Origin of the sequence: Rufibacter radiotolerans (assembly GCF_001078055.1) — a bacterium.
Lineage (GTDB): Bacteria > Bacteroidota > Bacteroidia > Cytophagales > Hymenobacteraceae > Nibribacter > Nibribacter radiotolerans.
In genome coordinates, this window is record NZ_CP010777.1 from 3263683 (window position 1) to 3287148 (window position 23466).

The window sequence follows — 23466 nt, forward strand, 5'->3', positions numbered from 1 at the left end:
CCTAGAACTTATCAATGATGCTACTTAAGCTGGGTACTATTGGAGCTTTTATTGTAGGAGGGTTGGGCTGCATATCCCACTTATCAAAAATACTATCTTTGGCTACATCCAACTTATTGATCATTAATTCCTCTAATGGTCTAAGTTCAGAGATATCTTTAACTAGCAACTCTTCTTTAAGCTTAGCAGATAGATTAGCTATTGCAGCATTAGGCGAATTGCAGAATTTAGTGATTAATAAAGACTTATCAGGATTCTCGAAGTCTTCTTTAGAAAACAAAAGATCTTCTGTTTCATAATATTCACCCCATAAATGGGGCTCTTCTGCATAAATCAAAAGTGATAAATAAATTACTAGTTCTGAAAAGTAATCTAACTTAGGATTAAGCAATTGATTCTTACCTCGTGCAGGATGCTGGTATCCTGGCAGACCTTTGATTACATCAGGCATTCCTGTAAGTGGGCTGATATACATCGAGTCATAATCAATAGCAACAAGGCTTCCATCATCTTTCACTAGAATGTTGCCGTGCTGCAAATCACCATGCGCAATATTCTGCTTATGGAAGTACTCCACCATTTCCTTGAACTTATTGGCAATGGCAATAATGGTGTGGGGAGCACTAACATTATCATCTATATAAGCTTTCAAGGTTTTACCCTTTACCCAATCCATGACAACAACTGCATGCATGTTACCATTTACCAACAAAGCATTTTCAATGTATTTAAATCCAGCGAAATAAGGGTGGCACAGATTATCCAGATAGGCAGATATTTCCTGAGATCTCCTTTTAGCATCTCCAATATCTGCAATCCAACACCTGACAGCCACCTTTTTTAAATTCTTGGTATTGAAAGGGAATACAGTTGTATAGCCCCCTGAGTACTGTACTACACGGGATCCTTTTTGAATAACGTTACCACCTATAAGTTCGCTTGACTTGAAGCTTGTTTGTGGGTTCCGCATGGCAGTGACAATGTCAGTCCTAGAAGGGAAATTTGCCATTTGTTAAAATTTTTCTGTTATGCTTTTCACCGGCTGCATTTCAGTCATTGTTCCCTCGTTACTAAGCCCAAAGATTTCTTTAACCCCCTTTTTAACCCGTGGGAATAAGCCCTTTTTCTCAGGCTCTTTCTCCGCTGCACTTAAATTGGCATTTATACTTTGAGGGTCATTCGATATTAATATTTGCCCTTCCTCAGCACTATCTTCATTGAGGATGGACTCTTCTGTACTACTTCTTTCATTTTCGTCTGCAGACTCCTCTTGAACCAAACTCTGTTGATCTTCATTATTTGTAATCTCAATACTTGCTATTAAAGCTTGTTCCATATCTTTGCCCTGCTTAGCAATAAGCTCTGCCAGGACTGAAACATTGGTAGGAGTATAGACAATATCACGTTCACCATCATCAATAACATTAATGATCAGAATTGCGGAATCATCATTAGATAGTTTTCCTCCCTCCCTAGTTATATCAACAAAACGCTCAAAATCAGCTTGATTACGCCAAATATTTATATTGTGTAGTGCGATTTCTTTCGAATTTAAAAACCATTCAGCAAGGGCATCTGTCATAAGGTAAAAAGTGCCGCTTTCAAGTTTTCCTTTTAGTCTCTGCCTTTTTCCTTTATGTTTATCACCTATACTTGACAAGTAGTCAGGATAATTATCAAATTCGATAGGAGTAGATTTAGAAGATAGTTTTACACAGTCTTTTTCAAAGTCATTCCAACCTTTAGGTAAAAAAAAGAGAAAACTATCTCCTAGTGCGTATGCTGTCCATTTCTTCTCCTTTTCAAAAAACTGTAGACCTACAAAAGTGGCTAAACCAGGAGAATTTCGGTTAAATGCATTCTTGGTATACCAACGTGCATCAGGCTTTAGAACGATTTCTTTAACTTGATTAAGCCATTCTTCCTGGCATTTTAGTATATAATCTGTCTCTATAACTTCTTTAACATTTACAAAGTTGTTCACCAAGGTTTGGGACCATATACCTGGGAAAAACGATTTTGACACACCATCTGAAATAGCAAACTTGTGGCAGCTTTTATCCCAGGCATAACTATCTCTACAATCAGAATACAACTCCCCTTTTTTATGGGTTATATATCCATTTATGCTGATTTGCATTCTTTTTCAAAACTTTAAGTGAACCTATTATGCAATTCTATCTGAACCACCAGAAGAGCCAAAATTGATAAATTGAATAAGGGTTTCAGGTTTAGCGTTGGACACGAAGCCTCTGGAATTTTCTTTAACACTTAACCCATGTTTGCCAGCCGCTGCTTTATAAGCTGCAGGTATACTGCTAGAAATACTAAATAGAAATTTAGCATGATCATCATATAGCGCAGCTTCACTATCTTCAAACATGGATTCAGGCACACCATTACCGATATGTGCATTGAAAATCAATGGATTACCATCAGTTGTCTGAAAAGCCATAATTTCTTTTGCTACAGTCAAAGCTTTATTAAGCTCATTTCCATTATTTCCACTATAAGGCATTCCGTCAGAAACATTGATAATGACAGGAGCTGGATTTTCTGGTTTCTTTTGTAACCAACCTTCAATCAGTTGCTTAGCAAAGGATAGCGCATCTCCCATAGGTGTTAATCCATTTGCAAGCGGCTCAATAAATATTGGCATTTCTTCATCTATTTCAATCAAACCTCCTGCCCCATCTGAAACCTTCTTCTTAAGCTTTTCTATCCTTAGTGGGTTGTCTGCGAATGAACTTAAATAATCGGATCTTACATCATCTACAGAATTACCACCTTTGCCCCCATATCCTATTATTGAAACAAATACTCTGTCCTTGACCTTCTCACCATCTGAGTTAGTATTTACAAGCTCGTTTATAGTCCTGTTTATGACTAATGAGGTAAATTCTGCCTTGTTCTTATTTTCAGCATATTTTTCAGCCATAGAACCTGACTGGTCAACTAAAAAGATTATATAACCTGGAGTAGCTGAACTCCACTGTTTAGAATTGCTGTTGCTCATATTATTATTTGAAATTTATTGAGACGAACTATTTATTTAAAACTAATAATCAATTGATAACATCTTGAAAAAAGACCCAAGAATCAGTAAAATCCTTATATTTAAATACATAGATATTTTTAAATATATAAACTAAATATTATATATTGCTTATATTTCATTCTTTATAGTCATCTTGTTGATTATTAACCAGGTACTCAAATAGAACTTCTTATTATTCTCAGCGAAGGCTGCTGCTATAGATTCGAACAGATCTAAGTAGTATAAAGCAAATAGGCCCTTCCTTAAGGCTAAAAAACTACTTGGAGAAAACTAAAACTTAAGGTATAGAAATATTAGCCGCTAACCATAAGATATGAATACTTGGGGATGAAAATACCCAAAAGTAGGTAGCGCACTTTAAGAGAAAACTATAAATTTTTATAAATCACAGCAGAATGCGCCCTGTACACTTTCTTTGGGGATTCCTTAATTTGAAAATTGAAACACTACACTGCCTTTGTAACCTTATTCTACTCCATTGAAAAAAATATTAATCTTTGTTATTACCCTTTTTATTCTAAATGCCTGTTCCAATCCTGTAGATCAACAAATAAGATTTCAGGTGAACAAGAAACCGTTCTCGCTTCAACTTAGAGAAGAGAATTTCCTGAATGCAGATGGCATAATAAACAGAATCATCTCCATTAACTATCCAGACAACACCTCAAAGGAATTTACTGCTCATACGGCTCATTATAGTGACAACCTTGTCTTTAAGAAAATAGAAACTCAGGTAAATTCTTATTTAATAGCAGAAGATAAAACGGGCTATACTGTGTGGGACCTGAAAAAGAAGAAAATTGCAGCCCAACATTATGGCTTAGATGTAAACAAAACAGTAGATTCACTCTCAAACAATGCTTCTGATTTTATGACCCGTACAGCATTAAGCAACAAGGAATGGGCAAAGATTTTAAAGTTGAAAAAGCTCACCAAAACCCAAATAACCAACCTGGAGTGAGAGCTAGTTGAATAGTTAGGATGTTTCTCTATTGCTCCTTTCCTATCAGTTATTCATTTTAATGAATCGTTCTCTTAATAAAGGGAATGCCTTTTCAAGCCAAAAATCTGAATCCACATGGCCGCTTGACATCCCGCCAGTGTCATATCTTTTAATGAAGATTTTTTGCCCTGGCTTCAGGTCATGGCCTGTTTTTTCTTTAAAAGCGTCTTTGAGCATTGAATCCAGCTCTTCCACATCTAATAGCTGCTTGGTAGATAACATGTAGTCACGCAAATCTACCCAAAGGTGTGGGTCTCCCCTTAATCCCCATCCATTCGGTTCTTTTTCAAAAATCTGCTTGATTATTTGCATCTCCTTACGTTAAAATAACTTATCATTATTTGGTTAATTCAAGTGGGGCAAACCGTCTTCATCGTCAATCAGCCCGATCATTCTGAGGTAAATAAGCTCCTTCTCCAAAATCTCTTCCAATTCATCTTCCCGGATAACTATCCCTATCTCTTTGCACCTGTGAAGAATAAAGATTTTCATTTCTTCCTCATCTACCGGCAAAGGGTAATCGCAAATAGGCTTGGTCTCGCTGGTCAGGCCCGTCAATTCTTGATACTCGAATTCTAAATCCAAAATCTGGATAATGTCTTCCTCTGGAAACTTGATCTGCATTAGGCGGCTGATATGCTCATGCACGACCTGCGCAGCATCCTCTACGATGTATTCTATTTCTCCGTCCATTTCCTTTTGCTATCTGATTTCTAATTCCTTTAACTCTGGATACCCGAGTTCTTTCTGTACAAAAGACACCAAAGCCTCTTTGTGTGCATTCAACCACTCAGGGTTATTTCCCTCATATAGTTCTACAATCCAGTGATACCTGTGTTTACTTCTTGGTCTAACGTCACAGATGATATCCGAAACTGCCTGGCAGTGATAGAAGGTATTTAGGGTTCGTCTCAGCACCTCATCTATCATTTCCGCACTTGACGTTGTTGGTTTCAATAGCGGTTTCAAGTCTTTAGGGGCTTTTAACGGTGTCCTGTAGACCTTGAAGTTAATTTCATTCACCCCTTTCAGGCCGTTGCAGATGGAACAGAGGGTTTGGGAGTTAGAGATGGAGGTTTCACCCCCAAACTTAAAGGGAACAATGTGGTCAACCTGGAACTTAACTTTCCTACCCTTGTCTTTCTGCTTCCCGCAAGCCTGACAGGTATGGTTGTCCCTTAGGAACACCTGCTTTTTCTCCGCCTCAGAGAGTTCACGATAGCCGTTGTTTTCTTCGCCATGAGATACAGGTGCGGCGGCGGGTTCACTCCCGAAGCGATGGATGTGGTAGATCCTGTTACGTTCGGCATCAAAGGCTGTCTTGAAGCGGTCATAGCTCCGATAGAAGGTGCCCCACATAAAGGCACTGTCATGATAGATGCTGAACAACTTGTCCTGAACATCAAACTCGTTGAATTGCAGGAGCTCCCTTGCGATTCGGCTTAGATCGTGGCTATCCCGTTCAGCAAAGGAGAAGAAGGCTGGAATCGCCTTTGCCTGGGCCAAATGGCGGGCAATCTTTATTAAATCAAGGTCTAAGGTATTGGTGGAGTTATCTTCTTCACTGAAGAACTTAGTAACCCATTCCTCAGCCTGATGCTGCGCGTAATCTTCATCTAGGTTGTCCTTCTCCCATTCTACCGAAAGGTTTTCTTTGGCATAGGAAATAAACTGCTCAAACTTAGGTCTGGTGCTTTCAAATACGATGACATACTCCCTGAAATACTCAGTAGAGTCTTCCACGGTCACCAGGATCTCTGTTTCATACCAGCCAACGGGAATACTTTCCAGGAAGGGCTTATTGGAGAACACAAGGCCACTCTCTATTTTCCGGGACAGTTCCTCTATGAGCTTGATGGAGATGAATTCAATTGGGTAAGAACCTCTTACTTTAGGCTCTGACGACTCCGTTCCCCCGTTTTCTGGGATGGCGAAGTTTATAACCCTTTTCCAATTATCCACGAAGAAAACAATGTTGGCCACCTCTTTGCTCATACCACCGCCTGCACCTTTCCCGCGCAAACCCCTACCCACCATCTGGGTCAATAAGATATTGCTCGTGGTCTGGCGGGTGATGAACACAGAGATTACATCAGGCACATCTGTTCCCTCGGTCAGCATCTTGACATTCAGCAACACATCCAATTCATTTCCCTTGAACTGCTTCAGAATCCTGGTGTTTTCCTCGGAGGTTCTCCGGTTCCGCTCTTCCACACTACCGCCTGAGTGACTGGTGGAGAAAACCGCATCCACCCGAAGATTCAGCCCCCGCTCCTTTGCTTTCTGCATGAGCTTCTCCTTGATGTAGACGCACTGAAACCAGCGGTCAGCGAAGATGATGGTCTTGCCATACTCCCCTGACAGATATTCCTCTACGATATAGTCATTCCTGACGCTGTCCCTGGCCAGTTTTTCGATGATATCCTCGGGAAGCTCCTTGTGCTCGCGAACCAAGGCATTATACTGCTGGTCACTGACCTCAAATTCTTCCCCCGTGTTCCGTTGGATATAGTTAGGGACGGCCAGGATGTTCTGTTTGATTAGCTCGCCCTTCTTGGCCTCGAATATGATTTTGTCTTTAAATATTTCCCATAGCCAGCCCCTGCGCCTTGCATCAGAATAGCTTGGGGTGGCGGTAAGCCCTAAGAAGTAGCTGTTCGGGACCAACTGTCTAAGCCCTTCCTTTGCCTCATTTCCTCCAATCAATAAGTTTCTGCAACCATAAGCAGGTGCGTGGTGCGCCTCGTCCAGTACCACAAAAAGCCTTTCACCCTTAGAGCTTTCGATGAACTTCTCAAAAGCAGTCTTCCTTTTCTCTCCGTTTCCGTCCAGAGCATCTACGTTGGTATTGGAAATGGCAGTCTGGGTGGTGATGATTAGCACATCATCTGTCTCTTTGATATTAGCTGCTTTTGAGTGCTCAGAGGCGCTGGAGACGACACGGATATTTACCGTGTTCCTGGTAGGGGGAATCTCCAGGAGGTTCTCTTTGAAAGTCTCAAAAGCCTGGTCAAGCAGGTGGCCGGTGTGTGCCAGCCAGAGAACCTTGGCGTTTTTGGGCAGTACGTTTTTGCAGATCCACCTTACGGCGGTGAAGGTCTTCCCGGCTCCTGTGGGGAGCACCAGAATACCGGCCTTATGTTCCCCGTTTTTGAAGGTAAACAACTCTGACATCTTCTGGAAAGCGTCTTTCTGATGTTCCCGGGGATTTTTACCTGATGTGTAATGGGGGGTTTCTTTCCTTAATTTTTCAAGGTCTATTCTTAAATTCATATAGGGATAATAATTAGAAGTATATTTTAGTAATAATATGGAGTGTTAATTTTAAATATATAATAAATAGGCACTAACTAAAACCCGTTAAGCAGAAAAAATAGATCAGGTTTTAATAATATAAAAATCATGTATCCTCGCCTATCGGATGATGGCTTGATAAAAATTAAGTTGCTCTTAAAGCAAAGAGTTCATCAAACTCATTAGTTGTAGCTTTCATCATCACTATTTTCTTCTTCCTCCTCCTCAATATAGTTGGTGGTAGAGCAACCTCCGCCCTCTCCTATTATCTTTACTGTATACTCATAGCCTCTGTCACTGGTGAAACTGGCATCACCCTCACTGATGTCTGTTGAGGAAAAGTGCGAATCATCCAGCCAGCCTCCGCTTGGCCAATGAATGGTAGTCAACTCATTACTTTCCACTTCAACCTCTAAGGTATATGTTGAGCTTGTACCGGTATTAGGATTGTAGTAGTCTACCTCTGCGCAATAGGTACCATCAGGGTATGCATCTTCTTTAATACTCTCCTCAACATCTGAAGATTCGCTTTGAAAACTGTTATGATTGACATCTTCTTCATTGCCACAACCAGATATAAATAGTAGCAGAAAGGAATAAAGTAAAAGTTTTCTCATGTGTTCTGCCTCTTTTTATATTCAGATAAGTATAGTAATGGTTTTCATTTTATGGAACCAGCCTTGTAATTCTCTTTGCGAACCACTTTGTTATTATCATCAAGTACTGTTGTTTTTCCATTTCTTAAACCATTTTTAATTTTAATTATATGTTTATTTTTTGTCTCGGGCTCTATATACTCAAACTCCCCTGAAAATGGCTGATGCTTTAAAGTAAAAAACTGCTCATCAATTTTTTCCCCATTCACAAAATTAGATTCTAAAATTACATTTTGTTCTGGATAACGATAAGACCAAAGGCCTGTCTTTTCTTTATGATAATTACCCGCTATTAATGTATCACCCTTTTGGTTAAACACAAAATACTTTCCAGACAAGTAAGTACTAGTAGTGTCAGTTAGATTTTCTTTATTAGAAAATATGTAAGATAAAAAAGTATCATGATCTAGATTTTCCCCATCCTCTTTTTTATGCCAATACTCCAGTAAGGCACTAGTAGTAGGCTCATACAGCATTTTCCTATATTTAAAACTATTAGCCCCCTCTTCATAAATCTCATATTTAGTTTTCGGGGTCAAGCCTAAGCTATCATAAAGAACTATCTCCGTTAGTTTATTATAAGAATATAAACTCTTAATTACAGGGTTTCGGTTTGGCCTAAAAACCGTGTAAGTTCCATTAAGTATTCCTTCTTGAAAAGTCATTTCTCTTAAAGGCTTATCAAGCTTTTTGTAGGCTAACCACTTTCCTTCTTCTTTATCTTTCTTATATTCACCCTTATAGTAAGTTCTTCCATTACCATCAGCTTTTTCATCTAAAAAGCTCTCTATCCATATACCTTCTCTGTTATCATTTAGATAGTGACCTTTCGAAATAAGTGTACCTGTTGAGTCTTTCAATTCAAAGGGTCCAGATTTTAAATCATCCTTGTAGGTAGCTATCTCTAAGACTGGGATAAGTTTATAGTATTTAATATTAGTATCAGTTGAATCATCAATAAGATCATAAAGGAAGTTGCGTTTTGAAACCCCATTTTTTTTCCCTCTAGAGTAAGTTTCTTCTGACAATACTTTTCCTACATGCGGATTAAACAGGACATAGTTAATCCATTTTCCTTCCTTTTTATCATTGGTATAATAGCCCTCACTCACTTTAATATCATTGTCAAAGTAAGACCATTTGCCACTTTTCAGACCTTCCTTGTAAAAACCAGAGGCGTCTAGGTCCCAATAAGAACTAATAACTTCTCCCTCACTAGTAGAAAGACTTTTGCTGATTTTTCTTTTATAGGGTCCTTCTAATATACCATTGTTATAGGTTGCGATTTCTAATGTATCTGAATTAACAAATTCTTCTACCAATCCATGTTTTTGTCCATTTTTATAATTAATGGTTTCTACAAGTACTTCCTTCCCTTCCTCAAAAATGAATGTTTGCCATTTACCGCTCTTTTCTGAATCAACAGTAAACCCCAGTATTTTAAGGTTTAATTGTTGGTCCTCTTCAGAGTAATGATATTCTGCATACTTTCCTGTTTGAGTGCCTTGCAGAAATTCCTTTTCTATGGACTTTCTTCCATCACTGTAGATTGTTACCAAGCCATGTAACTCATCATTAGCCATGGAGTATTTTGAGGTAATCGTCCCTTCCTCATCATACTCTATGAAGGAACCATTACCTTGGCCATTTAAATAAGTACCTTTTTTGGCGAGTTTTCCATTTTCATGGTATGTGTTCACTTGACCATGCAGGTTGCCGTTCTTGAGACTATACTCCATTTTAACTGTACCATCTTCATAATAATCTACCTTACTCCCATTATTAGGATCATAGATTCCTGATTTTCTAATAATGGTGATTACATAAGCAGTAAGGCTCCGATCTGACCAATCATTATCCTCCCTCTTTTGAGTGCTGATATTTAGATAGAAGGAAGGATTAGCATAAGTAGATATCACTTGATCATCTTCTATAGAGCTTTTCGTCAATTTGAAACCTGCCGCCGAAAGGCCATTATAAATGGCTACATAAGCTGGTTTATTAAAGACTGAAATGCCTAGTTTACTTGGTCTACCTTTATAAGTATAAAGATAAAACCATCCTTGTGCTTTATTAGAGTAGTGCTCTTTGTTAAAAGACCAAGTAATTGTACTAAAATTTTCACTATCTCCTTTATTAGATTCATGATATATCCATCCTTTATTTAGCAGGCTATTGTTAACGCTTTCCCAACCTTGGCGCTCACATAGATTAATTAATTCTGGTAGTGTAAGTCTTTGTCCAAGACAAGTAAGCGTTTGAATTAGAAAAAAACAGAAGAGAAGTAAAATTTTATTCATGGCAATATATTGTATAATAAGCGATAATATAGCTGGTGTGTTTGATTTAAAATAGGCTTAAAAAAATAAGCAATTGTTCTCAGCAAGCTACTCAAGTAAGTTATGGTTTAATAACACTCCAGGTTCAATGGTGTACAAGAAATCGACATAGTGTTTACTTTGCCCTGAGCATTACCTTGACTAAAACCTTCCACAGAATTACATCTTAGGCCAAAGGAATAAGTTGAGGAAGAGGAATTATACTTATCACCTTTCTTAACTGCTACCTTGACCATCTTAGCTTTGCCTTTATTAACAGCGTAATAAGACTGAAACCCATTCATATTTACTCTGTAAATAGTTACGCAGTCGCTTTGCTTAACAAGAACCGGAGAAAGGCCTGTTTCCCGTAAGAATGTATTGAAATTAATTAAGCCAAGTTCAGTATTGGAGTTATTGCATCCTGTAAGGGTTGTTGCGAAATCATGGAAGCCATCAATTCTTTTTTCTAATTTCCTAAAGGCAGCAGGATTCTCCTCCCCTTCCTTTATTGCATCCTCAATTTTATTTTTAAGTAATTTTATTTCTTGAAAATAGTCTTCACACTTTTCTTTTTGGGTATTGGATGAAAATGACCTTATGAGCCTTGTAAGTTCATATTCAAGCTCAGTTGCTGAATCATATTTTGGACCAAAACCTAATGATAAGATGATAGCAAATGATAAGAGTAAATTATTTTTCATATTAATTGGATTAAATCAAATGTAAAATTTCAATAAGCTAAAGACCAAGGAGGCACATTATTTTATAGGATAAAAATATTGATCTAAGTAAGCTTTCCCCCATGCTTGTCTAATTCATAAAGTAATTTGCTGATGGCAAAACGGATATCATCTTCCAGGCCAATTTCTTTCTTTGCCTCTTGCTCATTTAATCCATTCCGCTTGTGGTTTTCATAGACATAGTAATGGTTTTTCATTTTGTGGAACCAGCCTAGTAAGTTGCTCTTTATGTGTTTCGCTTCTTGCTGGTCATACCTTGCCCGGTCAATTACTTCCTCTACAATGTAAAAATCCTCTTCCATAGGCACAGCATTACCGGCACGGTCCAGAGCCTCTGGTTTATATACCCTGAAGTAATGCTCCCCCAATACGAAAGGCTTGCCTAGCTTGTCTTGCACATTTATAATGACGGGTTCATCTTTGATGGCTTGTTGGCGGTTTTTGTTGAAGTAACTCAGCAAGCCAAGCCCCGGAGAAAAGTATGCTGAAAGCACCTCATAAAATTTATCAAACTCAAAACCCAGCATCAGACGGGTGGGCCGGTAGTATTGAGCCAAATGCCCGGAGACAGTTACCCCAGAATCACGGCTGAACGTGATTTCTTCTACCATTACCAAATCTGTGAGAACAGTATATTCTGGTGTGAAGTCTATAGGTGGTTTAGTCAGTGCTGGTTCATCAAAAAGACTTGGCTGCTGGCCCCTAATTGGCTCTGCTATGTCATCTTTATAAGAAATAATTTCAGACACATCTAGCTTTTCCTCTTCCAGCCAATCTTCTATCTGTACCGGCAAATCTGGGTTATAGCGTACATATTGGTCTATGAATTTAAGGTAAGGCTTGAGCTGCTTATAAATCTTGGTGCGTCTGTAAGATTTGGGATGCTTGTTTTTGAGCCGGTAAAGGTCACCATTGCAATCCAGACGTTTAAGCGCATAGAACTCATCTAGAATGACCTGCGGGTCTATAAAGGTCAGGGCCACCTCCATTAAAAAGATAGGATAGGTGTGAGTAATAATTCCTAACTCAGGCAGAACGTCATAGGCGCTGAGATCTTCCTCCTTCGCTTTTTTCAAGAACTCTAAGTCTGTGAGCACTGGGGCCGACAAATGGACTTCGGCGGCTTTCTGAAGCTGGGCTATGGCTTTCTGGATGGATGCCACTGTCACTGATTTTCGGTTGACCAGTTTGTGCAGGATCTGGAGATGTTTCATGGAGGCTGGGACCCCAAAGGATTGCAGGATATCTTCTTCTTTACCCAGAACTTCTTCAAACAAATCTCCGTCCCGTTCTGGGCCGCCTTTTTCTTCCAGTAATTTATATAGTTTGAAGTATTCTAGTAAGGCTGTTTCTTGTTGTTGAGACATGGTAAATTGTAATGGAAGGGTAATTCCGTTTTAAAGCTGTTTTCCTGAAAACAAGCGTAAAACAGGTATAAGGCTACAGGTGCACTAAGGTGAATAGTTAAATATTATTTAATGCCTGAGCCTCTGGGTCTATAGCCGCTTTCCCTTCATAAATCAACTTCTTACCCATAGAGCTAAGAGAGCTCTCAGTGCGTTGAAAACAGGAGGACAGCACTTGCAGGTCATTGGTATAGGAGAGCGCTTTGGCCAGGTACTCGGTTTCTTTCTCTGTCCAGGGCTCGTAGGCCTTGGGGTGTGCCAGACGTGCCGGCTGCTGGTTTTCTGAAAGGGTTTCGGTAGGTTTATGAATACCCAAATCATCAATCCGGACTTTTAACTGGTCAATGGCTTTGGCTGATAGTTTACAAAAGGTAGCTTCTGTAAAAAAGGAAATAGAATTCCAGGGCTTATCCTTTGTAAGTGGTTTGTTGTTAACCGTAAAGGTTTTCAAGTCAGGATTTTCTTTTAATACCTGCGCTACCAAAGGCTTTAAAGAATCATATTTGAAATTGGGCTTCAGATGACCAAATAGAGGATTTTGGGTGATAGGTGAGCCTTGAAAACGATTACTCCCTAAGAAGAACCGTGTAATTGTACTAGGGTAGGTATTTAATTTAGCCTCAAGCAAAACTGTAATAGCGGTGCTTATAGTCTCTCTGGTCAAAAAGTCTGCTATCAAGCTACTTTGAATAGGATTGCTTTGGTTTACTAAACCAGGATAGGCAGACAATGAAACTAATGCGGTCTGTAAAGCTCTAATAACTTTACGGTCATTTAAAATGGGGTGGTCTTCCAACACTTCGCCGGTAAAAGGGGAGCAGCCCGAAGCCAGGGCATCTATAATACCTATTGCCTCTTCTCTTGTCATTTATTTGAATCTTTTATGTAATCTGGTATATCTTTCTGTATAACTGTTGCGGGGTGACTTCCTAGCTTTTTGCCTCCCAGCGCATGTTCTGTTTTGGATCCGTTTTCTGAAAAACAGGCTTAAAACATTAATGCTTTAGTGCCTTTTTAAACCGACTAACTCAGGTTTTGATAACCTTCCAATCCAGGGAGTTGTCTACCCCGAAACGCCTGAACTGTGCTCCTTTCTCTGTGAACTTGACCGCCAGCACCAGGGCTACTTTCTTTGGGGGGATAGGCCATTTTAACCCAGCGGCTACCGCCTGTGGCAAATGCCATTTCCTGGTTTTGAGGTTGGTCTCGTTCCGGAGGCTCACCAGGCAGGAATTGCCTTGCCCATCTACCAAAATCTGGACGGTGAGAATGCCCCTTATTTTCTGTCTTTCCTTTGGCGCTACCCCGCTTAAAAAGATAGTGAGCAGTTCCCGGTCTGGCAGGTGCACCGTGGCAGAATCTTTCTCCAAGGTGAATTGGTCTATGGCACACCCCTTGAACTTCTCTTCAAACAAATGCTGGCCGTACCCTTTGGCAAGCAAACCGAAGAACAATAGCAACAGCGTAATCTTTTTTGACATGGGTAAGCAGGTACTTCTGATTTTATTTAATTGAATATATGTATAGGTATGAATAGAAAAGCTGTTTTGGGACTGTTTTTATAAAATCAGCCCCAAAACAGCTGTGTCTCTTAGGCAAAGATAGAAAAGGAATAGGATTATTTTATTTTTCCAGCACTGGTTCTTCATGGGGCTGCAACGCCTCCTGCACCACGGCCTGCATCAGCGCCTCGGTCTGTTGGTTGACTTGGGTGAGCTGCTGCTCCAGTTCATTGCAGAGCTGCATGAGCTGGTCTACTTTGGCGACGATGGCTTCTTGTTCCTCAAGAGGAGGAAGGGGAACGGTAAGGTTTGATAACTCTACACTATTAATATTATTAATCCCTACTGTAGTTCTTAAAGGTGCTTCTATTTGCTTCCTGAGATACGATGAACAAAAATACCTTTGAATAAACTGTGTATTAATCAAGGAAATTAAGAATCTGATTCTTATTAAATATCCGGCATATCCGAATGAACCATATCCATCAGGTATATAAACAGCTGTGCCAGTTATTTCCCTACTTCCATTGGAGCGAATTACGAGCAAATCACCTTCTTCAAGGGAATATTGTTTCCTTTCTCTTTCTGTCAAACTTGTATATTTCAAATCATCAATCGAAACACAACCATTAGACACATTAGGAATCCTTAATATTGGAGTGTTTTGGCTTGAGTCATAGCTACATTTTTGTGAAGTACCATATTGAAGATTAGTCATAAGATCCCCTACTTTACACCAAACCCAACTCTTCGGCAGTTCATACGGTACATCGTCTTCTGAAATGGGTTCTAGCGGTTTCTCCTTCTTAATCTTCTTCTCCTTCACCAGTTGCGCTTTCTCAGCCTGAATCTGCTGCAGGAGGTGAGCGGCGGTTTGGATGGTGGGGTTCTGTTTGCGCCACGCCGAGGTGAGTTTGCCTTGCACCGCCAGTTGCAGAATGGTTTCGCGGAGCTTTTTCACGTTGGCCTCCTGCCCGAAGATAGTCTGGAAGTGCTGCTTCAGGAACGCCCATTGCTGTTCCAGTTCATCGTCTGGGGCGGTGGTGAGCGCCTGTAACACCGCCACGCCCAGGCTCTTTTGCAGCTGTATTCTGTCTTGGTTGGCTTTCTCCATTTCCTCAATTTTCTGCATCAGCTCCTCCACCCGTGCCACAATGGCTTCCTGCTCAGCAAGGGGCGGAAGGGGAATTATGGAAGATTGTATTCTATGTAGTGCTAATTTAGGCTGAGCTAATTGATTGACTTTTCCTATAAATTGAGTTTTAGATTCTTTAGAAGTCAAAGCAATTTTAAAATAGCTTTTATTAAGGTAATCAAACACAAATTTTGCGGCATTTTCTGTTAAGTTCATCCCATCTAATGAATCTGGAATCTCGCCTATTTGGCCAATAGTACCCGCAATTGTTATATATAAATCATTTTTAGAAATTGTGTATTGCTTGATTATATTGAATACTTCTTCCGAGATATATTTAAGATTTGAAACATCAACCGTTCCTTTCTTCATATCAGTTACTCTGATGTAAACATGATCAGTAGGGATATCTTGAAGCGAATACCCTTTTGGAATCCTCTTTCCACCTTGAATAATTGCTAGCTGGCCTATTCTACACCAAACCCAACCTTCAGGCAATAAATAAGGCATTTCCTCCTCTGAAACTGGCTTTTGAGATTTCTCCTTTCTTATCTTCTTAAATTTTTCCGCCTCAATCTGTTTCAACAGTTCCGAGGCCGGTTCTACGTGGGGGTTTTGGTTTCGCCAGGATTCAGTGAGTTTGCCTTGCACCGCCAATTGCAACACCAGCTCTTTAAGGCGGACGGCGTTTTTGGGGTGTAGCATAAGGTGCTCAAATTGCTCTAGTAGTAACATGCAGGCTTAGGCTAATAAAGATTCTTCTAATGCTGTTACTATCTCTTGCTGCAAGTTCTTTACCCGTTGGGTAGTTAACTGCAGCTTCTTCAGCAGGTCGGCTGGGATGCCCAAGTCGTTCTCGGGCGCATGCGGGTTCTTGATGTCCAAGTTGTAGTTTCGGGCGGCAATGTCCTCTACCGATACGCGCCAGGCGTGCTCATTCTCCTCACGGTTGTGCCACCAGGCCTTCTCCAGGTCAAACTCCTTTATGTTGATGGGGCGGCCTTTGTTATAGCTTTTCTGTCCGGCGGGGTACGGGTGCTCAAAATACCACACCTCTTTGGTGGGTTGCCCCTTGGTGAAGAACAGCAGGTTAGTCTTGATGCTGGTGTACGGGTTGAACACGCCGTTGGGCAGCCGTACAATGGTGTGCAGGTTGCACTTGCTCAGCAGCTCTTCCTTGATGCGGGTTTTCACGCCCTCGCCAAACAGCGTGCCGTCTGGCAACACCACGGCAGCGCGGCCGTTGTCTTTGAGAAGCCGCATAATGAGCGCCATAAATAAATCGGCGGTTTCCTTGGTCTTAAACTTGGGCGGGAAGTTGGCATCGGTGCCTTCCTCTTCGGTGCCGCCAAACGGTGGGTTGCTCAGAATAATATCTACCTGGTCTTTGCTTCCCCAGCTGTCATACGGGCGCACCAGCAGGTTGTCATGCCGTATCACGGGCACATCCATCCCGTGCAGCATGAGATTGGTGGTGGCCAGCATGTGCGGCAGCGGCTTTTTCTCCACTCCCTGAAAGCTGTTCTGCAGCGTTTGTATGTCAGTGGGGTTGCTCAATTGGGTGCGTACGTGCTCAATGGCGCAGGTCAGGAAACCGCCCGTTCCGCAGGCCGGGTCCAGCACCGTTTCGCCCATTTGAGGGGCCGTCATGTCTACCATGAACTGCGTCACCGCCCGGGGCGTGTAATACTCGCCCGAGGAACCCGCACTTTGCAGTTCCTTGAGCATATTCTCATAGATGTCATTGAACAGGTGCCGGTCTGCCGATGCGTTGAAGTCAATGAGGTTTATCTTGTTGATGACCTGCCTAATGAGCGTGCCGCTTTTCATGTAGTTGTAGGTGTCTTCAAACACCTGCTTCACAATCCAGCCCTGCGGATCTGCCTTGGGTGACACCTCCAGGTTCTTCAAAGACTCAAACAGCTCGTTGTTCACAAACTGCAACAGCTCATCGCCGGTCATGCCCTCTTCGTTGGCCGCCCACTGGCTCCACTGCAGATGCGCCGGAATAGGCGACTTGTAGTTCTCAATAGTCAGTTCCCACTCCTCTTCCTTGTCGCTAAAAACTTTTAAGAAAAGCATCCACACCATCTGCGAAATCCGTTGCGCGTCCCCGTCCACTCCCGCATCCTGGCGCATGATATCGCGGATGGATTTAATAATACCTGAAAGGTTACTCATTGTGTGATTGTGTGTAAGCGTAATTAAAGTTTATAAAAATGCAGAAGGCCTCACCCCTTCCGTTCTTCTGAAGGACCTTTGGGCAAATGGTAAAAGCGTTTATTTAGAAGCTATTGCCGTTCACCACCAAGATCCTTTCTGGATGACAAAATAAGGTAGCGGTTGTTTTGTCTGTAAGTTTATCCTGAGAGAATGACCCTGTTTATATAATTAGGGCATGGAACCAGCTGCTTCTTAGGCTATTCTATACAACTCTAGCTCCAGTTCATTGACTGCTTGTTCAAAGTCTGCTTTCTTCCCAAATAGCTTTACCAGTTCTGTAGGAGTACCTAATTGATTCAGCGGTTTTACGTTGAGTACCGCAGTAGTTTCAATTGAACCAATGCCTTCGTCGGCGTACTTCTCCAACAGGGTTTGTAGTACCTCGCGGGCACCGGTGCCGTACTTTTCAAAGTAGTTGCGTTTCTTCACTTCCTCTGCTCTCTCCTTGCGGGTAAGCGGCGGTTTGTCAAAGGCTATATGAGCAATCAGGTCAAAGGCATCCATGTCCATGCCAATCTCCTGCTGTAATTCCTCAAAGAGCACGCCCTTCTCGGCTAGTTCATTGATAATGGCTTCTTTGCGTTCACTTTCATTCCATTTAATTAAGAAGTCATCCAGCGAGGTATATTCCAGTAACAGCTTGTTGCGGGAGTAGTCTTTCAAAGACTCAGTAATGAGTTTGCCATCTGCGCCATAATACTGCACCCGCTCGTTGGCCACCGTCACGGCCACGTCATTGATATAGTATTTCTTTGGCTTGTTGGACGGGTCTCCGCCCGGCCCGTTCCCGTCTGGGCCATCTCCTCCATCAACTCCATCAACTTTTTCACCTGGAATAGGCTTGGTGCCCGGTGGGTCATCTGTACCTCCAGTACCCTCAGGAGGAGTAGGCGGCACTACCGGTTCATCTGGGCCGGGTTCATAAATCACCACCGGGTCTCCGTCAAAATCGGGGTCGGCAAAAAGGTTGGTCACTTTCCGGAAATCCATGATGGTGAAGTACACCTTGCCATCGTCTTCCCTGAGCCTGGTGCCCCGGCCAATAATCTGCTTAAACTCAGTCATAGACTGGATGCCCGCCTCCAGGGCAATCACCTTCACCATTTTGGTGTCTACCCCGGTGGTAAGTAGCTTAGAGGTGGTAGCAATGACAGGCTGCTTCTCTATGACTGACGAGAAGTTGTACAGTTCTTTTTTCCCTATTTCATCATCACCAGTAATGCGCACCACGTAGTTGGGGTACTGCTTCAGCATGTCGCTGTTTTCGTTCACCAGGGCTTGCCGCATGCGCTCCGCATGTTCCGTATCCACGCAGAACACAATGGTCTTGGCCATGCGGTTGGTGAGCTTCAGGTACTCAGATATCTTTCTGGCCGCTACTTTGGTGCGGTCATCTATGACAATGGTGCGGTCAAAGTCTTTGGTGTTATAGATACGGTCCTCTACCTCATGGCCGTGTTTATCTACCTTGCCTTTCTCGGGCCGGTACCCGTCATCCACGTTCAGGCTGATGCGCACCACCTTATAAGGCGCCAGAAAACCGTCTTCTATCCCCTGTTTGAGGGAGTAGGTATACACCGGTTCTCCGAAATAGGTGATATTGGAGGTCTCCTTGGTTTCTTTAGGGGTGGCGGTCATGCCCAGATGCACCGCTGAGTCAAAATAGCTGAGCACCTCCCGCCAGGCAGATTCTTCATTGGCGCTGCCTCGGTGGCACTCATCTACCACCACCATGTCAAAAAAGTCACGGGAGAATTGCTTGAAAACGTTCTTTTCCTCGTCTGTACCCGTGAGCCCCTGGTACAAGGCAAAGTAAATCTGGTAAGACTTATCCACCTCGCGGTTCTGGATCTTGGTCATGATGTCTGACCCAAACGGCCTAAAGTCACCGGTTTTGGTCTGGTCCACCAAAATGTTCCTGTCTGCCAGATACAGCACCCGCTTCACAGTCTTGGCTTTCCAGAGCCGCCAGAGAATCTGAAAGGCTGTGTAAGTTTTTCCGGTCCCGGTGGCCATCACTAACAGAATCCGTTTATCACCCCGGGCTACCGCTTCTATGGTTCGGTTAATGGCAATCTGCTGGTAGTACCTAGGAGCCAGGTCCGTCTCGTCTTTGTGGTTCTCCTCCTTTACAATCTCCTGCTGGGGTGGAGTCAAGTTTTTGAAAGTGGCATAACGCTCCCAAAGCTCTTCCGGCGATGGAAAGCTCTCTAAGGAAATCTCCTTTTCTACCTCGCCGCCCGTTTTGGTTTTGTCAAACTCCAGAAAGGCGTCGCCGTTGGTGCTGTACACAAAGTGCACATCCAGAATATCTGCGTATTCCTTCGCCTGCTGCATGCCGGCCCCTATGGAATGGTTGTTCTCTTTGGCTTCAATAATGGCCAGCAGGGTCGACTTGTAGAACAGCACATAGTCTGCCCTCTTTTGTTTGCCCCTGGAATATTTCTGGCCTCTCACAATGATTCTTCCGTCTGTGAAAGACCACTCCTCCCTCACCTGTTTCTGAATATCCCAGCCGGCTGCCACCAACGCCGGGGTAATAAATTTGGTACAAATATCTCTTTCTGAGAGTGTTTGCTTTAAGAACATAGAAAAAGAGGCTTATTGGAGGAGATTGTTGCTCAAGGTAAGTATTTTGGAGGAAATTCGCCGCCTGAAATGAATTAGTGAGCAGGCCTTTTAGAAAGACTTTAGTTATCCTACCTGATCTTTGAAATTATAGAAAGGCAAGGCACTTTAATGAAGTGGGGTGCCCAATTTATTATTGGATATCCTTATATTAGAAGAATAAATCTTATTTAATATTCTATAACACATTTATATGTCTTACTACAAACTCCAAAAGCTGGTATTTGACCATTTATATGCCCGCCACGAACAAGACAACAACTTCAATTTCTCGGTAAGGCGCAAGGCTTTCACCAAAGGTTCGGCGAAAAGCTACTTCACGGGCACCGAGAAATCGGACTATATCACCTTTACCTTTTGGTTCTTGCCGTGCTATTACCCTGGGGCTTCCATAGAAGCCGCGACGTTTATTCTAGATAAAATTGACAAAGATTCCTTCAGGCTGTACTTCCAGTTTTTCACCACTAGAACTCCTGGTGATGAGCCTAATGAAATTACCCTGGCATTGGGGAAAGAGATCTTCAAAAGCTTAGGAGATACTAAACTGAAGATAGAAATGAACACTTCTGACAAGAAGATGTTCCACCTGAAGGTCAGCCATAAAGAGGCTGTTCCTATTGAGGGTTTCGCGCCCGTTCTGGATTCCTTCATCGATCAGTTAACCGCTATCGTGCAACCTTGCATCAAGAGGATAAAAGCGCAATTCCCCCATTGGAAGGATGGCACCATCTCCAAGCCTGAGTTTGAAACCATGATAGATAAGCTTTGCACTAAGCTTAGTATTCCCCATCCAGGTCTACCAACTGAGGCCACAGGCTATTGGTGGTTGAACTGCAACCCGAAGATTTGGCGGGTGGAGGATTTCGTGGTTGGGCAGGAGCAGAATTACACCAGCCACAACAAAGAGGGGAATAAGCGGAATGTGTATAAAAACTTTGGCAAGGTCAAAGTAGGGGATTTACTGATCGGGTATGAATCTACCCCTTCCAAACGCGTTAAGGCTATTCTGGAGGTGACTAGGGAACTTCACCTGGACGACGATGAGGGGGAAGTATTCTCTTTTAAAATCAAAGAGTTTGTAACGAACCAGGCAGACTGGAACCAAATAAAATCACTTCAGGAACTCGATGATTGCCAGGTATTGCGTAACAACCAAGGCAGTTTGTTTGATATAACCAAAGCTGAGTTTCAGGCAGTTTATAACCTTTGCCTAGCCCCTACCCAGAGAAAAGTATCTGACTATAGCATCCATGAGGCCGACAACGACTTGTTCATTGACCGTTCCACGATTGAAGAGATAGTAACCTCGCTCCGGCGTAAGAAAAACATCATTCTCCAAGGCGCACCGGGAGTTGGGAAGACCTTTTTCGCCAAGAGACTGGCCTTTCTGTTAATGGGCAAGAAGGACGAGAGCCGGGTGGAGTTGATCCAGTTCCATCAGTCCTACGCCTATGAAGACTTCATCCGGGGGTTCCGCCCCAATGAAGAGGGAAAGTTCACCTTGGCGAACGGAATCTTCTATGACTTCTGCCGAAAGGCGCAAGCCAACCCATCAGAGGATTTCTTCTTTATCATAGACGAGATCAACCGGGGTAACCTCAGCAAGATCTTCGGGGAGTTGCTCATGCTGATAGAGGCAGATAAACGCGGCCCCGAATTCGCCATGCACCTCACCTACCGGAAAGAGAACGAGCCCAGGTTTTTCGTACCGGATAATGTGCATATCATCGGCACCATGAACACTGCTGACCGCTCACTGGCCATGGTAGACTACGCCCTTCGCCGCCGCTTCGCCTTTTGGAATGTAGTACCTAAATACGAAGAAAAATTCAAGAGCTTCCTCCAGCAGAGCAAGGTCATTGACGCTGCCATGGCAGCCAAGATAATCGAGAGGCTATCCAGATTGAACAAGACCATTGAAAACGACAAGGACTTAGGCAGTGGCTTCATGGTAGGGCACAGCTACTTCTGCACCATACCCCAGCCGAACGCAAACGCAGAGAATTGGTACAGGGAGATTATTGAGCAGGAGATAAAGCCCTTGCTGCAGGAGTATTGGTATGACAACCAAAACAAAGCCACGGAAGCCCTTAAGTTGCTGTCCCTGAATTAGCGATGCAGATTCCCATCCAAAATGTGTTTTATCTTTTGGCCTATGCCTGGGATCAGTTGGAGGAAGCAGAGGCGCTGCAAGTGGATTGCACCGCGTTTGATAACGCCTTTGCCCTGCTAGCGAAGGTATTGGCGAATGGAACTACCCATCTCCTGAAAAGGGGGCTGGACCGGAATTATCAGGAAGAGGAGACCTTGACCAGCCAGTTGAGGGGAAAGATCCTTTTCCCAGCGTCTGTCAAAGAGAACACCTTCGCCCGGGCAGCCGCTTACTGCGCCTTTGACGAGCTAAGTTATGATGTCCTGCACAACCGGTTGCTGAAGGCTACTTTCAAACGGTTGGCCAAGGAGGAGACTTTATGCCCCAAGATTCGGCAGGAGCTACATCTGATTCTTCAACGGTTCCCGCCAGAAATCACCCCCATAACTGTCAGACCTGCTGTTTTCAGGAAAATCCAGTTGCACCGCAACAATAGGCAGTACAAACTATTGCTTTCCATCTGCGAGCTGGTATGGCTGCGGCTACTAAGTACTGAACAGGAAGGGGTACACCCTTTCAAGGATTTCCTGCGCGACAAGAAACAGATGGCCTATCTGTTTGAGAAGTTTCTGCTGAACTTCTATAAGAGACACCTGAACCGGGAAGAATGGCAGGTGAGCGCCAAACAGCTCAGTTGGCAGCTTACCCCGGTGGAAGATCCTTCCCATAGTGCCTATATACCCTCCATGCAAACCGATATCAGCCTCATCTCAAGACATAGGCACCTGGTGATGGATGCTAAATACTACCCCAAGGCTTTGAAAGGCCAATACGACAGAGACAAGATTATTACCAACAACCTCTACCAGGTTTTTTCCTACACCCAAAACATTACCAATGCAGGCGGTAAACAGATAGAAGGTATCCTTATTTACCCTGAAGTTTCCAATAGCCTTTCCCTTAGCTATAAATTCACCACAGGGAACAATGCACTTATCAAGATATGCACCGTGAACCTGAACCAAGAATGGCAGGATATTGAAAGCGATTTACTTAAGATAGTGTAATCACCTATTTGTTGCCACCTTTTTACCCTAAACCTTCATTTTTTCCTTCTTTCGCCTGAAAGAGGAATTATAAGCCGCGGGCATGTAAGGCATCATGGTCTCAAAAACCTGAAAAAGATAAAAGCAAAGACCACATAAAGTACCGTTTATATCAATTCCCTTAAAGACTGACACCCTTACCAAGTCACATTTTTTATTCCGCTCTTTTAACGGTTAATCTTTTTCCTCCCGGGTACAACCATCTTTTAATTCCCTTCTGAAATAAAATCGTAAATTTTTTCTTGTAGAACTCTAAAACCAACCTCTACAGGAATTATACAATTTTTAAAATCAACAAGAAA

The 23466-nt window shown here is 42.6% G+C and carries 18 protein-coding genes; 3 read left to right on the top strand and 15 right to left on the bottom strand.

Going from position 1 to position 23466, the window contains the following annotated elements; translation table 11 throughout:
• Position 1 precedes the first annotated feature (1 nt).
• Genes TH63_RS13465 through TH63_RS13475 form a run of 3 tightly spaced genes read right to left on the bottom strand, consistent with a single transcriptional unit; the run spans position 2 to position 3016 of the window.
• A complete protein-coding gene (locus TH63_RS13465; RefSeq protein ID WP_082161689.1) occupies positions 2 to 1009 on the bottom strand; it encodes a protein kinase domain-containing protein in 1008 nt (335 codons plus the stop codon).
• Positions 1010 to 1012: 3 nt separating this feature from the next.
• Positions 1013 to 2140 (bottom strand): hypothetical protein, encoded by a 1128-nt coding sequence (locus tag TH63_RS13470; protein ID WP_048921398.1) that lies wholly within the window; start codon positions 2138 to 2140, stop codon positions 1013 to 1015.
• A gap of 27 nt (positions 2141 to 2167) precedes the next feature.
• Positions 2168 to 3016: a vWA domain-containing protein gene (locus tag TH63_RS13475; RefSeq protein WP_076606490.1), complete on the bottom strand. Its 849-nt coding sequence runs from the start codon at positions 3014 to 3016 to the stop codon at positions 2168 to 2170.
• A 520-nt stretch (positions 3017 to 3536) separates the two neighbouring features.
• On the opposite strand from TH63_RS13475, the gene TH63_RS13480 reads away from it, so the two are divergent.
• Complete coding sequence (locus TH63_RS13480) at positions 3537 to 4019, top strand: hypothetical protein (protein WP_048921400.1); 483 nt, start codon at positions 3537 to 3539, stop codon at positions 4017 to 4019.
• A gap of 45 nt (positions 4020 to 4064) precedes the next feature.
• Here the strand turns inward: TH63_RS13480 and TH63_RS13485 are convergent, their stop codons facing one another.
• From TH63_RS13485 to hsdR, 12 genes are all read right to left on the bottom strand, one after another.
• Positions 4065 to 4373, bottom strand: coding sequence for a hypothetical protein (locus TH63_RS13485; RefSeq protein ID WP_048921401.1), 309 nt, complete (start codon positions 4371 to 4373; stop codon positions 4065 to 4067).
• A gap of 33 nt (positions 4374 to 4406) precedes the next feature.
• Positions 4407 to 4754, bottom strand: a complete 348-nt coding sequence (locus TH63_RS13490; RefSeq protein ID WP_048921402.1) for a hypothetical protein — start codon at positions 4752 to 4754, stop codon at positions 4407 to 4409.
• Between the two features lie 9 nt (positions 4755 to 4763).
• On the bottom strand, positions 4764 to 7334 hold the full coding sequence (locus tag TH63_RS13495; RefSeq protein WP_048921403.1) for a DEAD/DEAH box helicase family protein: 2571 nt from the start codon (positions 7332 to 7334) through the stop codon (positions 4764 to 4766).
• Positions 7335 to 7537: 203 nt separating this feature from the next.
• Positions 7538 to 7972 (bottom strand): hypothetical protein, encoded by a 435-nt coding sequence (locus tag TH63_RS13500; RefSeq protein ID WP_076606491.1) that lies wholly within the window; start codon positions 7970 to 7972, stop codon positions 7538 to 7540.
• A 44-nt stretch (positions 7973 to 8016) separates the two neighbouring features.
• A complete protein-coding gene (locus TH63_RS13505) occupies positions 8017 to 10311 on the bottom strand; it encodes a toxin-antitoxin system YwqK family antitoxin (protein ID WP_048921404.1) in 2295 nt (764 codons plus the stop codon).
• 107 nt (positions 10312 to 10418) lie between these two features.
• Positions 10419 to 11033 carry a hypothetical protein gene (locus tag TH63_RS13510; RefSeq protein ID WP_048921405.1) on the bottom strand — a complete coding sequence of 205 codons (615 nt, stop codon included), beginning with the start codon at positions 11031 to 11033 and terminating at the stop codon, positions 10419 to 10421.
• Positions 11034 to 11116: 83 nt separating this feature from the next.
• Positions 11117 to 12439, bottom strand: coding sequence for a hypothetical protein (locus TH63_RS13515; protein ID WP_048921406.1), 1323 nt, complete (start codon positions 12437 to 12439; stop codon positions 11117 to 11119).
• A 97-nt stretch (positions 12440 to 12536) separates the two neighbouring features.
• Complete coding sequence (locus TH63_RS20360; RefSeq protein ID WP_156180613.1) at positions 12537 to 13346, bottom strand: hypothetical protein; 810 nt, start codon at positions 13344 to 13346, stop codon at positions 12537 to 12539.
• 160 nt (positions 13347 to 13506) lie between these two features.
• On the bottom strand, positions 13507 to 13959 hold the full coding sequence (locus TH63_RS13525; protein ID WP_048921408.1) for a hypothetical protein: 453 nt from the start codon (positions 13957 to 13959) through the stop codon (positions 13507 to 13509).
• A gap of 142 nt (positions 13960 to 14101) precedes the next feature.
• The gene (locus TH63_RS13530) at positions 14102 to 15850 is read right to left on the bottom strand and encodes a restriction endonuclease subunit S (RefSeq protein ID WP_048921409.1); all 1749 of its coding nucleotides are present in this window, start codon (positions 15848 to 15850) and stop codon (positions 14102 to 14104) included.
• 6 nt (positions 15851 to 15856) lie between these two features.
• A complete protein-coding gene (locus TH63_RS13535; protein WP_048921410.1) occupies positions 15857 to 17296 on the bottom strand; it encodes a type I restriction-modification system subunit M in 1440 nt (479 codons plus the stop codon).
• A gap of 234 nt (positions 17297 to 17530) precedes the next feature.
• Entirely contained in the window at positions 17531 to 19927 is a 2397-nt protein-coding gene (gene hsdR / locus TH63_RS13540) for an EcoAI/FtnUII family type I restriction enzme subunit R (RefSeq protein WP_048921411.1), read from the bottom strand.
• A 232-nt stretch (positions 19928 to 20159) separates the two neighbouring features.
• Between hsdR and TH63_RS13545 the strand changes: the two genes are divergently transcribed.
• Both TH63_RS13545 and TH63_RS13550 read left to right on the top strand, forming a co-directional pair.
• Positions 20160 to 22079 carry an AAA family ATPase gene (locus TH63_RS13545; protein ID WP_048921412.1) on the top strand — a complete coding sequence of 640 codons (1920 nt, stop codon included), beginning with the start codon at positions 20160 to 20162 and terminating at the stop codon, positions 22077 to 22079.
• Between the two features lie 2 nt (positions 22080 to 22081).
• Positions 22082 to 23125, top strand: coding sequence for a 5-methylcytosine restriction system specificity protein McrC (locus TH63_RS13550; RefSeq protein ID WP_048921413.1), 1044 nt, complete (start codon positions 22082 to 22084; stop codon positions 23123 to 23125).
• Positions 23126 to 23466 lie beyond the last annotated feature (341 nt).